At 44.6% G+C, this 13348-nt stretch carries 14 protein-coding genes; 5 read left to right on the forward strand and 9 right to left on the reverse strand.

What is annotated here, in order from left to right; genetic code table 11:
* Positions 1-68: 68 nt before the first annotated feature.
* From F9L33_RS05955 to F9L33_RS05980, 6 genes are all read right to left on the reverse strand, one after another.
* On the reverse strand, positions 69-680 hold the full coding sequence (locus F9L33_RS05955; RefSeq protein ID WP_152141795.1) for an NADH-quinone oxidoreductase subunit C: 612 nt from the start codon (positions 678-680) through the stop codon (positions 69-71).
* A 6-nt stretch (positions 681-686) separates the two neighbouring features.
* Complete coding sequence (locus F9L33_RS05960) at positions 687-1220, reverse strand: NADH-quinone oxidoreductase subunit B family protein (protein WP_152141796.1); 534 nt, start codon at positions 1218-1220, stop codon at positions 687-689.
* Positions 1211-1576: an NADH-quinone oxidoreductase subunit A gene (locus F9L33_RS05965; RefSeq protein ID WP_152141797.1), complete on the reverse strand. Its 366-nt coding sequence runs from the start codon at positions 1574-1576 to the stop codon at positions 1211-1213. The genes F9L33_RS05960 and F9L33_RS05965 overlap by 10 nt, the downstream gene beginning before the upstream one ends.
* Positions 1577-1763: 187 nt before the next feature.
* Positions 1764-2159, reverse strand: a complete 396-nt coding sequence (locus F9L33_RS05970; RefSeq protein ID WP_193221980.1) for a thermonuclease family protein — start codon at positions 2157-2159, stop codon at positions 1764-1766.
* 42 nt (positions 2160-2201) lie between these two features.
* Entirely contained in the window at positions 2202-3404 is a 1203-nt protein-coding gene (locus F9L33_RS05975) for a DegT/DnrJ/EryC1/StrS aminotransferase family protein (protein WP_152141799.1), read from the reverse strand.
* A gap of 48 nt (positions 3405-3452) precedes the next feature.
* Positions 3453-4121, reverse strand: a complete 669-nt coding sequence (locus F9L33_RS05980; protein WP_152141800.1) for an HAD-IA family hydrolase — start codon at positions 4119-4121, stop codon at positions 3453-3455.
* A 134-nt stretch (positions 4122-4255) separates the two neighbouring features.
* Between F9L33_RS05980 and glmU the strand changes: the two genes are divergently transcribed.
* Genes glmU through F9L33_RS06000 form a run of 4 tightly spaced genes read left to right on the forward strand, consistent with a single transcriptional unit; the run spans position 4256 to position 9094 of the window.
* Entirely contained in the window at positions 4256-5611 is a 1356-nt protein-coding gene (gene glmU, locus F9L33_RS05985) for a bifunctional UDP-N-acetylglucosamine diphosphorylase/glucosamine-1-phosphate N-acetyltransferase GlmU (protein WP_152141801.1), read from the forward strand.
* Between the two features lie 4 nt (positions 5612-5615).
* Positions 5616-7439: a glutamine--fructose-6-phosphate transaminase (isomerizing) gene (gene glmS / locus F9L33_RS05990; RefSeq protein ID WP_152141802.1), complete on the forward strand. Its 1824-nt coding sequence runs from the start codon at positions 5616-5618 to the stop codon at positions 7437-7439.
* The gene (locus tag F9L33_RS05995; RefSeq protein ID WP_152141803.1) at positions 7440-8369 is read left to right on the forward strand and encodes an AEC family transporter; all 930 of its coding nucleotides are present in this window, start codon (positions 7440-7442) and stop codon (positions 8367-8369) included. It begins immediately after the preceding gene.
* Between the two features lie 47 nt (positions 8370-8416).
* Entirely contained in the window at positions 8417-9094 is a 678-nt protein-coding gene (locus F9L33_RS06000; RefSeq protein WP_152141804.1) for a DNA alkylation repair protein, read from the forward strand.
* On the opposite strand, the gene F9L33_RS06005 is transcribed toward F9L33_RS06000, so the two are convergent.
* Together F9L33_RS06005 and F9L33_RS06010 are read right to left on the reverse strand one after the other, a co-directional pair.
* On the reverse strand, positions 9081-10880 hold the full coding sequence (locus F9L33_RS06005; RefSeq protein ID WP_152141805.1) for a sodium:proton antiporter: 1800 nt from the start codon (positions 10878-10880) through the stop codon (positions 9081-9083). The two genes, F9L33_RS06000 and F9L33_RS06005, sit on opposite strands and share 14 nt — an antisense overlap.
* 8 nt (positions 10881-10888) lie before the next feature.
* Positions 10889-11404, reverse strand: a complete 516-nt coding sequence (locus F9L33_RS06010) for a hypothetical protein (protein ID WP_152141806.1) — start codon at positions 11402-11404, stop codon at positions 10889-10891.
* A gap of 122 nt (positions 11405-11526) precedes the next feature.
* Here F9L33_RS06010 and moaA point away from each other — a divergent pair, with 122 nt between their 5' ends.
* Positions 11527-12528 carry a GTP 3',8-cyclase MoaA gene (moaA, locus tag F9L33_RS06015; RefSeq protein WP_152141917.1) on the forward strand — a complete coding sequence of 334 codons (1002 nt, stop codon included), beginning with the start codon at positions 11527-11529 and terminating at the stop codon, positions 12526-12528.
* On the opposite strand, the gene F9L33_RS06020 is transcribed toward moaA, so the two are convergent.
* Complete coding sequence (locus tag F9L33_RS06020) at positions 12525-13274, reverse strand: GNAT family N-acetyltransferase (protein ID WP_152141807.1); 750 nt, start codon at positions 13272-13274, stop codon at positions 12525-12527. The genes moaA and F9L33_RS06020 overlap by 4 nt on opposite strands.
* Positions 13275-13348: the final 74 nt, after the last annotated feature.

Genomic DNA, 13348 nt, shown 5'->3' on the forward strand with positions numbered 1-13348 from the left:
AGCTTTCTTGTTGCGCAATGCAGTAGCGAACAATGCTGTTGCCGCCAATATAAAAGCAATTACTTCCATCACTTCGCCCCTTCTGCATTTTCATCACCTGGTAAGATGTATTCTGCACCTTCCCACGGGGACATAAAATCAAACTGACGGTATTCCTGCACAAGGGATACAGGCTCATAAACTACGCGTTTTTCCGCTTCGTCATAACGACACTCTGTATATCCCGTTGTTGGGAAATCCTTGCGTAATGGATATCCGCGGAAACCATAATCTGTCAGGATACGACGTAAATCTGGATGACCCGAGAACATGATACCGTACATGTCAAACACTTCGCGTTCGAACCAATTCGCCGCTGGGAATGGCTCCGTTACTGTTGGCACAACTTCATCCTCTGCCACAGACGCTTTTACGCGGATGCGGTGATTCATATACATAGACAAGAAATGGTACACCATTTCAAACCGCTTTGCGTTCGATGGGTAATCAATTGCAGTAATGTCAATCAAAGTCGAAAACTTGCAGCTACGATCTGATTTAAGGAACTCCAGAAAGTCCGGCAATGAAGACGGTGCAACCTCAACAACAAGCTCGCCCAAATCATTTACAAACCAACCCAAAACCGCAGCAGATTGTTTGCTTTCGATCAACGTGCCTAGATCTTGCATTTCTTGTGACATACGCGCCTACCTTACAATCGTGCCAGTACGGCGAATTTTGCGTTGCAGTTGAAGGATACCATAGAGCAGCGCCTCTGCAGTTGGCGGACACCCCGGAACATAAACATCAACAGGAACGATACGGTCACAACCACGCACGACAGAATAGCTGTAGTGATAGTACCCACCGCCATTTGCGCATGACCCCATAGAGATCACATAACGTGGCTCTGGCATTTGGTCGTAAACTTTACGCAAAGCTGGTGCCATTTTATTTGTCAGCGTTCCCGCAACGATCATCAAATCAGATTGGCGCGGAGAAGCACGAGGCGCAGTTCCGAAACGTTCCATATCATAACGCGGCATCGCTGTGTGCATCATCTCAACAGCACAACATGCCAGGCCGAATGTCATCCAGTGTAACGAACCAGTACGTGCCCAGTTGATCATGTCTTCTGTGGATGTCAGCAAGAAACCTTTATCTTGCAACTCACGGTTCAATGCAGATGTCGTAACTTCTTTGTCAGCGCCTGCGGTGTTTACAGATGTCGCTACTCCCATTCGAGAGCTCCTTTTTTCCACTCATAAGCGAAGCCGATTGTCAGCACGCCCAAGAAAACGATCATCGACCAGAAGCCCAGCAAACCAACGTGTTGGAAACTTGCGGCCCACGGGAAAAGGAAGGCAACTTCCAAATCGAAAATGATGAATAGGATTGAAACCAAATAGAAGCGGATGTCGAACTTCATACGAGCATCATCGAATGCATTAAAACCACATTCGTAAGCCGAGATTTTTTCCGCGTCTGGATTGCGAACTGCAACGACGACGGCTGCCAAAATCAAAACCAAACCAAGGGCTGTTGCAATACCTAGAAATACAAGGATTGGCAGATACTCTCTTAATAGATCTTCCAAGACGACTCCCTTAACGTTTGCTATATGGCTACATTCGTAACAGGTTTACCCTTGCCCAATAGCAAGGTCAACAGAAGGTCGCGTTTTTGAGACTTTTTAAGTCGCAAAATCATCGCTTATTTTACGTTAGCGAATAACATTCGAAGTTACTTCTAAAAAAATACAATTAAACGTTAGTTTCTACACCTTAGTGTCCACACCAACCTTGCCTTTTTCCACCTTGATAAGAGCGCGCCAAATCACTTGCAATCATATGGGATGCAACGTCCCTTCCATCTACAGAAAGGATAACTAGATCACGGCCATATTTATCAAGTTTTGTTTTTTGTATTTCAATTTTATCTGCGAACCACATTGCCCAACGCAATGCCCATGCAGCGCGATTGGCTTTGATATATTCTGCGATGCATTGTGCATTTTTTTCAGGTGCATCGTATCCTAAGATACGTGCGCTTTTATAATCGCCATCTTCGCAATCTAGTTTAACAGTATCCCCATCAACGACCATTACGACACTGCATGCTCCTTCGGATTTCATATATCCATTCACTGCGTCCAAAAGCGGGGGAATAAATAGCAACATCGCAACACATAATAAAAGAAGATTAGATTTAGATCGCATACCTTATGCAGCAGCTTGATATACCGCGCCAACCTCTTCACGTATAATCGCGGCAAGTGTGTCGCAATCTTCCAAACTGAATGTAAGCGGCAAACGCATATCCATAAGACCAGACAACACACGATCTGTTTGTGGCAATTCATGTGCCTCCACATACCGCCAACTGTCGTGGCGCGATGTAAAGCCAACAGGTTTATCCGCACCGAACCATTTCAATTCCACACCACGGTTTGCACAGCGTTGTTGAACATCGTGCACTTTGGCAGCATCCCAATCTGGCAAAGTGAATTGAAAGGATGAGGCCACAAAATATTCTTCCTTAGGGCGTGGTATCAATCGAAGACCAGCAACGCTTTGCAAGCCCTCTTCCATTCGGGCATAGCGTTCATTCCATCTTTTACCCTGCTCATCGAGTTGGGCAAGTTGCGGGCGCAAAATTGCTGCGCGTAAATTATCCATACGACCAGAACAATTCGGAGTATCCAATCGGACATCCGCAAATGCTTCAGCCGGTGCACCCGCAGCGTGCGCACCATACAACATATATGACCCAGACAGCATAGTAGCTCGCGCCATCACTTCAGCATCATCCGTGATCAGCAAACCACCCTCGCCCGAATTGATGTGTTTAAAGGTTTGCGTTGAATAGCACCCAATCAGACCATGGCGCCCACTTGGCGTACCATTCCAGTTCGCACCCATCGTATGTGCACAGTCTTCGATCACGATAACATTTGCCGTATTACAGATTGCCATCAATGCATCCATATCAACAATATGACCACGCATATGGCTAAGCATCAAAAATTTAGCACCACTTTCATCGATCTTTTTATGCAAGTCATCCAAATCCATCACAAGGTCTTCGGTAACTTCTACAAAGATAGGAACACCGCCTGCATTGGCAATCGCACCTGGAACTGGAGCAAGCGTGAAAGCATTGGTCATTACTTTATCACCAGCCGCCATACCTGCAGCGCGCAACCCAGCAGCCAGAGCATACCCACCAGAGGCAACCGCTAGGCAATACTTGGAACCTGTGTACGCAGCATATTCTGTTTCAAGCAAAGAGGTTTCAGCGATCTCCCCTTCCACAACATTATAACGGTGTAAACGACCGTGTTTTAAAACAGCCAATGCAGCCTCAATGCCTGCATCAGGGATTGATTCTTGCTGGGTAAAATTGCCTGTAAACTTATATGCCATCACAACACTCCTTCGTTACTCACTATTAAGAACAACCAAACAAAAGGGTCAATTCGGAATCATAACTTTCAGGATATCGGGAAGATCATTGTAGTGATCCAACAAACCTTCGGGCTCTAATTCAGTTACATCACGCCCATCTGGGCCAAATGTCACAAGAATACATGATACCCATGCATTTTTGGCCGCATTACGGTCTGTAGCGGTATCACCAATCAAAACAGATTTTGACGGATTGCCACCTAATTCTTTAATAGTTCCCAAAAGATGTCCCGCATCTGGTTTTCGCACAGGCAATGTATCAGCCCCTAACAAAGCACCAAAATAATGACGTATTCCCAAACGAGTAATCAGTTTTTCTGCCAATGCTTCTGGTTTATTCGTACATATGCCCAGCGCATATCCTTGCAATGTTAATTCTTTTAGGCAGGTTTCCGCCCCATCGTATAAGAATGTATGATCATCAATATTTTGATCATAGACTTCTAGTAGGCGGTTATAGTTCTCAACCATAAGTTCTTCGGATGGCTCCACACCCAAACGAGAGAACCCGAGATTTAACATCGCACGCCCTCCCTTAAGAGCTGTTCCTGCATCAGTTTCAGTCTTTAATTGTGGCTTTTCGCCCATTTTCACAAAACAAGCATTTGCTGCTGCCAGCAAATCACCGCTTGTATCTGCTAATGTACCATCTAAATCAAAGATAACTGATTTCATTCCAATCTCCCTATTATTTATAGGCTTTGCCACAGACCGTAACGAAGTGAAAGACTTCTTGAGCAGCTACCCCCTTTTGTTGTGCGATAATCTTTCGTAGAAGGCATGGAATATTAAATTTATTAGAGGCATCAATGAGCGTTTCAGTCATAATTTTAGCAGCAGGTATGGGCAGCCGTATGCAATCGGATATGCCAAAAGTCCTTCATAACGTAGCAGGTGCATCTATGTTGATTCACGCAATGCGCTCTGCCGAAGGGATTAATGCAGAAAAGACCGTTATTGTAACGGGTCATGGTGCTAAACATGTTGCTAAGGCTGCGGTTGATTATGATGAAACAGCGCAAACGGTTTTGCAATCAGAACAAAACGGTACAGGTCATGCCGTTCAGCAAGCTGCTCCAGTTTTGCATGATTTTGATGGTGATGTGATTGTCCTCTATGGCGACACACCATTCGTTCGCTCAGAAACCCTACAAGCTATGCTTGATGAAAAAGCCAAGGGCCACGGAGTGGTCGTTTTGGGTTTCAATGCCGCTGATCCAGCAAAATACGGGCGCCTTGTCACAACAGATGATGGACTATTAGATGCAATTGTTGAATTCAAGGATGCAACTGACACTCAACGCGCCATAACATTTTGCAATTCTGGTGTAATATGCGCAGATGCCAAATTGTTATTTGAACTTCTTAATGAAGTAAAAAACGACAATGCAAGTGGTGAATATTATTTGACAGATGTTGTAGGCCTTGCCCGCGCACGCAATTTAACTTGCGCAGCGATAGCCTGTGATGAAGCAGAAACAATGGGTGTAAATTCACGTGTTGATCTTGCTGCAGCGGAAGTCGCCTTTCAAAATACAGCACGCCGTGAAGCTATGGAGAATGGTGCTACATTAACTGCCGCTGAAACAGTTTGGTTTGCCTATGACACAGTAATCGGTCGAGATGTGATTATAGAACCAAATGTAGTCTTTGGCCCCGATGTAACGGTTGAAACAGGTGCTACAATCCGCGCTTTTTCACACTTAGAGGGCTGTCATGTATCCAAAGATGCAATCGTTGGTCCCTACGCGCGCCTGCGTCCTGGTACAGAACTGGGCAATGGTGTTAAGGTCGGTAATTTTGTGGAAATCAAGGCTGCCATCGTTGATGAAGGCGCAAAAGTTAATCACTTGTCATATATAGGTGACGCCGAAGTTGGCAGCGAAGCCAACATTGGCGCAGGTACAATCACCTGTAACTACGACGGTGTATTCAAACATAAGACAAAAATTGGCGCACGCTCCTTTATTGGCTCAAACACAATGCTTGTTGCCCCTGTTTCTGTTGGTGACGATGCCATGACAGGATCCGGCAGTGTGATCACCAAAGATATACCCGATGAAGCCTTGGGATTGGGCCGTGCCAGACAGGATAATAAAGAAGGCTTTGCCTTAAAACTCATGAATAAATTGCGCGCAGCAAAAGCCGCAAAAACAAAGGAATAAAGCTATGTGCGGTATTGTTGGAATATTAGGACAACACGAAGCAGCCCCAATTTTGGTAGATGCTCTTAGGCGTCTTGAATACCGTGGTTATGATAGCGCAGGTATTGCGACCGTTGATGAAGGTAAACTCGGCCGCCGTCGCGCTGTTGGAAAGCTCGTAAACCTTGCAGATTTACTTATGCACGAACCCATTACTGGTAAATCAGGTATAGGACATACACGTTGGGCCACACATGGTGCACCTACTGTTGTGAATTCACACCCACACCGCGCGCGCAATGTGGCTGTTGTGCACAATGGTATTATTGAAAACTTCAAGGAATTACGTGACGAATTAACAGCGGGTGGAATCATTTTCGAAACTGAAACTGACACCGAAACAGTTGTTCAACTTTGTATGACGTATCTCGACCAAGGCATGTCACCTGTGGATGCTGCCGATGCCACAATCAAACGTCTTGAAGGCGCATATGCTCTTTGCTTTCTATTCGAAGGTGAAGATGATCTGTTGATTGCCGCCCGCAAAGGCTCACCACTTGCAATTGGTCATGGTGATAATGAAATGTTTGTAGGCTCTGACGCATTAGCATTGGCCCCTATGACAGACAAAGTTACATACCTAGAAGAAGGTGATTGGGCCGTTCTTACGCGTACATCCCTTGAAATTCGCAATGCAAAAGGCAAAATTGCCAATCGTGATATGCGTGTCATTCCAGTAGAAGCAAATACTGCCGATAAAGGTGTTTATAAGCACTACATGATGAAAGAGATTGCTGAGCAACCAACAGTTTTAGCAGATGCGATCCACAAATATACAGACCCGCAATCGGGTCAGATCACAGTACCAGACCTTGACCTTGATTTTTCTAAAATCGATAAGATTACAATGGTCGCCTGTGGAACAGCCTATCTTGCCTGTAATGTAGCCAAATACTGGTTTGAACAAGTTGCAAGACTACCTGCTGAAATTGATGTAGCCTCAGAGTTTCGTTATCGCGAACCACCAATGAGCAAAAACTCTTTAGCACTTTTTGTCAGTCAATCGGGCGAAACAGCAGATACTTTAGCAGCTCTGCGCTATTGCTCTGGTAATGTTGCAAAAACAATTGCTGTGGTAAACGTGGCTGAAAGCTCTATCTCGCGAGAAAGTGACATCTCTTTACCTATCCATGCAGGTGTTGAAATCGGCGTAGCATCCACCAAAGCTTTCACATGTCAATTAGTGGCGCTTGCAGCACTTGTTATTTCTGCTGCTCGCGAGCGCGGTGAATTAACCGCAGAAGCTGAAGTCGAAATAAAGAAATCATTAGATGCCCTACCAGGGTTGATCAATCAAACACTGCAGCAAAAAGAAAAGATAGATAAAGTTACAAACAAACTATCCAAAGCTTCCGATGCTTTGTTCTTGGGACGTGGGGCAATGTATCCACTCGCCCTAGAAGGTGCTTTAAAGCTGAAAGAAATCAGCTATATACATGCCGAAGGTTATGCGAGTGGTGAATTAAAACACGGGCCAATTGCACTTGTTGATGAAAACATGCCAGTGATTGTTTTAGCTCCAAAAGATGCATTGTTCGACAAAACCGTTAGTAACATGCAAGAAGTCATGGCCCGTAACGGCAAGGTATTATTGGTAACGGACCAAGATGGTGCAGATGAAGCAAGTGATGGCGTATGGAAAACAATTGTGATGCCACCAGTACACGATATGTTAGCTCCAATTTTATATGCAGTCCCAGCTCAATTGCTTGCGTATTATACAGCAGTGCGTAAAGGTACCGATGTGGATCAACCACGTAACTTAGCAAAGTCAGTGACCGTGGAATAAATGGATACAATCCTTCTGCAGCTTATCCCTTTCTTTGCCATCATTGGCTTGGGGTATGCTGCAGGGGTTACAAAGATATTTCCACCAGAAGCTACTGCAGCACTCAGTAAGTTCGTCTTTTTCTTTGCACTCTCTGCAATGCTGTTTCGCTTTGCCGCAAACTTATCCTTATCAGAAATATTCGATGTGCCATTCATTACCGCCTATTTAAGTGGCACGATGTTGATATATTTAATCGCTACTGCAATTGCTATGATACGCCGCAAAGGTATGCAAGAAGCCGCGATTGAAGCCCAGTGTGCTGTCATTGGTAATGTTGGTTTTTTGGGCATACCAGTATTCATTATATTATTGGGTCCACAATCCATAGGACCCGTTATGTTGGCACTTGCCGTTGATTTAATCTTGTTTAGCAGCCTTGTTGTCATTTTGATCACCGCAGGTGGTGGTGACCGAATGACTGCCGCCGTTTTTAAAAAGGTTGCCTTTAGCCTGTTCAAGAACCCAATGGTTGTTTCAATTACATGTGGGATAGTTTGGTCGTTTTTCAATATTCCAATCCCCAAACCTATGAATGACTTCTTGGATATTCTTGGGGCCGCCGCTGCCCCTGGTGCTCTGTTTGCAATTGGTGCATCATTGGCAGATAAATCTGCGGGGCAAGTCAAAGTGGCAAGTTGGCTATCATTTTGCAAACTAGTATTACATCCAGCAGCAGTCGCCTTTTTTGCACTTTATGTATTTGATGTTGCCCCTTATGCAGCAGCTGTAATGATAGCACTCGCCGCCCTACCCGTTGCAGGTAATGTTTATATCATTGCACAACATTATAATGTGGCACCGCAACGTGCATCCGCGGCTATCTTGATCTCTACCATTCTAAGTATCATCACACTGACGGTAATATTAAAATACGTTATGTCCTTTTGATCTGAGACTGTTTATGGAAACCCCAAATATCTTTGGAAGATAATCCTATGACAACACCAGAAACAGCCCTTGCCGATCTACAAGCACTTGCAAACCCAGAAGTTTCAGCAGGGATGAGCAAAAAGCATAAAATCGCGCGTGAGTATCTTGGCATAACAAATCCAGAGTTAGATACCGCCTATAAGGCATGGCGCAAAGATACTAATGTGCAAGAACGTGTAGAGATTGCAGACTATCTATGGAACGGTAATATTCACGAGGGGCGTATTGCTGCCACAAAATTGCTCACACAAGCGCGTATTACATCAGATGATGGCGTATGGAATGCTCTTATCAGATATCTACCCCAAGTAGATACACTCGCTATATCCGACCAGCTATCCGCAGCACTTTCGCGCCGCATTGAAGCACATCCAGAACGCCTAGATATAATTGAAACATGGGCGACTAGCGAGGATCGGTGGACACGCCGTGCCGTTTTAACGGCAACTTTACCTTGGGCAAAATACAGCAATCCAAAAACAAGTGACTTACTCATACTGGATCGTATTTTAGGATGGATTGAGCTCTTAGCACCAGAACATGAGCCTATAATCCAAAAAGCAATTGCGCACTGGCTGCGTAGTTTGTCAAAACACAACAAATCAAAAGTTCAAGATTTCCTCGATGAGCATGGCACTACATTGAAAGCTTTTGCCTTAAAAGAAGCGTCTATACTGCTTTAGCCTCATTAACCTTAACAAAAGCTATAACCTCACCACTGGTGCGGTTATCTGGCAACTTACTGCCCGCGCGAATAGATAATTCGCGCTTTTCATTTACAAAACCAATCACTTCTGCATTGGGCCGGTCTGCCATATAGGCAAGTAAATCATATTCCTCTGTCAGGTTTGTAGAGCGGAATTGCCAACCATCACGGGTTTGATTAAGGATATCATAAAACTTCAAGCCAGATCCGAAACTACGACCACCCAATGTTGGCGGCAAATCTTTGTTACCTTCTTCGCGTTCTGCACGTCCAACTTGAAATACATTTTGGCGGCCAAACTCTGGGCCAAAATCTGTACATATTAAAGCATTGTACGCATCATTATCAGTTGCGGCCAGAAGCGTGCCGTATAGATTCAAATCTAGCGTATGTTCTGCCGCTTCTGACAATATTTCTCCATGAAACGTTGGTAATTCCATCTGTCTGGCTTCGCGCAAGCGCAGATAATTTCGATCAGCCATCAAAACGGGAAAACCTTCGTCTTTTAGTTTTGCAGCCAAAGCTATGGACCATGACGAGGCACCAATAATCAAAACACCCGCTGGCTGGGTTGATGTCAGCCCTAGCAAGCGTGCCATAGGCGCAATCGAAAACCCATGCAAAACAACAGTTGCAGCAACTAATGCGAAAGCGAGTGGAGCAAGCAATGCACCATCTTCCACCCCAAGCTCCACAAGGCGTGCGCCAAACAGCCCTGAAACAGCCACAGCAACCACACCGCGTGGACCAATCCATGCGATGATAGATTTTTCACGCCAATTCAGGTCTGTATTTATAAGGCATAGGAATATAGTAACAGGACGCACCAGCAGAACAATCAAGCCTACAAATACGATCGCATGCCAATCCAACCGTGCGATCGTCGAAAACTCTAACGATGCGGCCAAAAGGATAAATACACCAGATACAAGGATCACAGTGATATGCTCTTTAAATCGTTTCAACTCTTCCAAGGATGGCAAGTGGGCGTTCCCAATCAACATCCCCATAACGGTTACAGCCAGTAATCCACTTTCATGCAGCACCGTATCAGTACTCGCATAAACCACGAGTACAACGCCAAATAACACAGGTACTTTCATATACTCAGGCACCCAACCACGGCGGAATGACGTAATAATTAAACGCGCACCAAGATAACCCACAACAGCAGCGACAATGATACCAATAGCAAGGTGCTCAAAGGCCTTTAACAAATCACCTGCACCGTACAGTGATGTAATAACCTCAAAAGCCAATACAGCAAAAATTGCCCCTACGGGATCATTTACAATGGCTTCCCACCGCAAAATAGATGCAGGACGTGGTGCCAATTTGGCCTGACGCAATAATGGCGTCACAACAGTCGGCCCTGTCACAACCAAGATACCACCAAAGACAGCAGAGCTTTCCCAACTTAACCCAGCACCATAATGAATAGCCAACGTTGACAACACCCAACCTATGGGGGCGCCAAAATAAACTAAGCGCCGCACAGCGGGCCCTGTATCACTTAACTCTTTAAATTTTAGTGTTAAACCGCCCTCAAAAAGAATAACGGCAACCGCTACAGATACAATTGGTTGCAACAAATGCCCCATATCCTTTGCAGGATGAATAACACCAAAAACAGGTCCAGCAAACACACCAGCGGCAAGCATCAATACAATTGCGGGTAATTGTAAGCGCCATGCCAACCATTGTGATCCAATCCCAAGAAATCCGATAATTGCAAAAATGGCTGCAGGTTCTAAATGGGGCATATAATTTCCTAACGGGTAAAAACTTGTACTTCGACTAGATCAGAGATGGCTATGCCCAACAATTGCATAGCAGCAATAGACATTTGCGATCCACTACCAGATGGGGCACCATTTGGTATCAAGCGTACATTGGCTGTTTTTCCTGTGCCCGCATAAAGTACACGTCCTTCAGCTTCGGCGCTAACCAATGGCGTTTGTAGCCAAAATCCAGTTTGATCTAACAAGCCTAAAGATATGACTGTTTTACCAAGATCTTGCTCTGCGCGCACTGATGATTTGGCAACAGCCACTTTCAATTCTGTGTTAGAAACCTTTGCCGCATTCGCAACAGTAATACGGCCTAAATTTTGTGGATTCTTCCTAACTGCACTGCGCAACTTAGGCTTCTCAGTTTCTGAAACAACCTCTTCACTAACAGCTCTATTTTTTTCAAATTTTGAAAATATACCACCTGATGAACAGGCGGACAGCACCATAACAGTTATACAGAATGCCATAATAGGCTTCGTAAAAAGAATGCGCATTATTAAGTTCAGTCCTTATGTTATCTAAGTCATACCCTTTGATCACGACCTTTTCAACGAAACACTATCGCTTTGCTCTTGCCCATAGTGTTTTTGCATCCTAGATGTAAACCACTATGGAAATGCCTCAATTAATAGACCCATTTGATCGGACGATCAGCTATCTGCGTGTCTCTGTGACAGACAGGTGTGATTTCCGGTGTGTCTATTGCATGTCCGAAAATATGACTTTTTTACCTAAAAAAGAATTACTTACGTTAGAGGAACTGGATCGTATGTGTTCCGTTTTCATCTCACAAGGTATTCGTAAATTACGTATTACTGGCGGTGAACCATTGGTGCGCCGCGGTATCATGGGATTCTTTGAAAACATGTCACGGCATCTTGGCAATGGTCTGGATGAGCTGACATTGACGACAAATGGCTCTCAATTGGTTCGTTATGCCGATGATTTGGCCCGTCTCGGCGTCAAGCGCATCAATATTTCTCTGGACACTTTGGGTGCACAAAAATTCAAAGACATCACCCGTTGGGGCGATTTAAGAAAAGTTCTAGACGGTATCAAAGCTGCCAAAGCGGCGGGCATTCGCGTTAAGATTAATATGGTAGCTTTAAAAGGCACCAATGAAGATGAACTTGAAGACGTCATTAAATGGTGTGCCGACGAAGATATGGACATCACCTTTATCGAAGTTATGCCAATGGGCGATTTGGGCAACGAAGATCGTTTAGATCAATATTGGGCATTATCTGACCTGCGCGAACGTCTAGCCAAAACATGGACGTTAACAGATATTCCAGAAAACACAGGCGGCCCGGCCCGTTATGTGCGTTTGAACGAAACCAATCAAAAAGTGGGCTTCATCACACCACTCACCCATAATTTCTGCGAAAGCTGTAACCGCGTGCGTTTGACATGCACAGGTCAGTTATTCCAATGCTTAGGGCAAGAGGACGAAGCGGATTTGCGCAAAGCATTACGCGATAATCCAGACGATAATGGCCCTGTTATTAAAGCAATTCGCGCGGCGATTGCCCTAAAACCCAAAGGGCATGATTTTTCTTATGATCGTCAAAAAGTGGCTGGTGAAATGTCTCGCCACATGAGCCATACAGGCGGTTAAGCCCGTACAACATCCGCATCATTACGTAATAACTGTGCACGCTTTTGTGGAATACGTCCAATTTCCACACCAGTAAAAACATGCAAAGTGCCCAAAGCACGATCAATCACGGCATGATCAGACACCCAACCACCCATAGTTAGATAAGTTCGTAGCAAAGGTGGCATATTTTGGCTGGCCAATTTCAAAACAGGTTTATGGTCTTTTAAATGATCTGCGAAACGGAAAACTTCGCCAGCTTTCGCACACGGTCGCCAAACATCTGGCGCAAGATGGCGTTCTTTTAGCAAAGCAAAAGTGTCAGTATACTTGTCTTCGTCAGTACCTCGAAAAGAAGAACATCCAAACATCAAAGAAATGTCGTTTTCATCCACATAAGTCGTTAGAAATGTCCAAGCGGTCCGTAATAAGCCTGGGTCACGAATATCTTCACGAAGGCAAAATCGCCCAACCTCAATCATAGCTTCGCAGTACTTTTTGAGACGGCTTAAATCGTAATACTGCGCGGAATAACATTTCTCGATCTCATTACCATTCGGTAAATGCATGAATCTAAATGTTGCTAATAATTCACCCGTTTCTACAGATTCGATCAAAACATGGTGATTGATATGATCGAATTCATCATTATCCAGTACAATTTCATCTACATTTTCATAAAATAAACCTGCACGTAAAGCTTGTGCACGTTGGATATCAGCCTCAGTTTGAGCCATGCGCGTTTTATAAAGAACTGCTTCTTGCATTTTGCTTCACCCATACTTGCATTGAACACAAGACTTTCGAGACTTAATTAATACATATATAAACACCCTGTAAC

It is taken from the genome of Amylibacter sp. SFDW26, from assembly GCF_009184395.1.
In the GTDB taxonomy this organism is placed as follows: domain Bacteria; phylum Pseudomonadota; class Alphaproteobacteria; order Rhodobacterales; family Rhodobacteraceae; genus Amylibacter.

Excerpts from the sequence above, each read along its gene's own strand:
- F9L33_RS06020 (WP_152141807.1), bottom strand. The coding sequence starts at position 13,274 with ATGCAAGAAGCAGTTCTTTATAAAACGCGCATGGCTCAAACTGAGGCT.
- F9L33_RS05980 (WP_152141800.1), bottom strand. The coding sequence starts at position 4,121 with ATGAAATCAGTTATCTTTGATTTAGATGGTACATTAGCAGATACAAGC.
- F9L33_RS05970 (WP_193221980.1), bottom strand. The coding sequence starts at position 2,159 with ATGTTGCTATTTATTCCCCCGCTTTTGGACGCAGTGAATGGATATATG.
- F9L33_RS05975 (WP_152141799.1), bottom strand. The coding sequence starts at position 3,404 with ATGGCATATAAGTTTACAGGCAATTTTACCCAGCAAGAATCAATCCCT.
- glmS (WP_152141802.1), top strand. The coding sequence starts at position 5,616 with ATGTGCGGTATTGTTGGAATATTAGGACAACACGAAGCAGCCCCAATT.
- F9L33_RS06005 (WP_152141805.1), bottom strand. The coding sequence starts at position 10,880 with ATGCCCCATTTAGAACCTGCAGCCATTTTTGCAATTATCGGATTTCTT.
- F9L33_RS06010 (WP_152141806.1), bottom strand. The coding sequence starts at position 11,404 with ATGCGCATTCTTTTTACGAAGCCTATTATGGCATTCTGTATAACTGTT.
- F9L33_RS05955 (WP_152141795.1), bottom strand. The coding sequence starts at position 680 with ATGTCACAAGAAATGCAAGATCTAGGCACGTTGATCGAAAGCAAACAA.
- moaA (WP_152141917.1), top strand. The coding sequence starts at position 11,527 with ATGCCTCAATTAATAGACCCATTTGATCGGACGATCAGCTATCTGCGT.
- F9L33_RS05960 (WP_152141796.1), bottom strand. The coding sequence starts at position 1,220 with ATGGGAGTAGCGACATCTGTAAACACCGCAGGCGCTGACAAAGAAGTT.
- F9L33_RS06000 (WP_152141804.1), top strand. The coding sequence starts at position 8,417 with ATGACAACACCAGAAACAGCCCTTGCCGATCTACAAGCACTTGCAAAC.
- glmU (WP_152141801.1), top strand. The coding sequence starts at position 4,256 with ATGAGCGTTTCAGTCATAATTTTAGCAGCAGGTATGGGCAGCCGTATG.
- F9L33_RS05995 (WP_152141803.1), top strand. The coding sequence starts at position 7,440 with ATGGATACAATCCTTCTGCAGCTTATCCCTTTCTTTGCCATCATTGGC.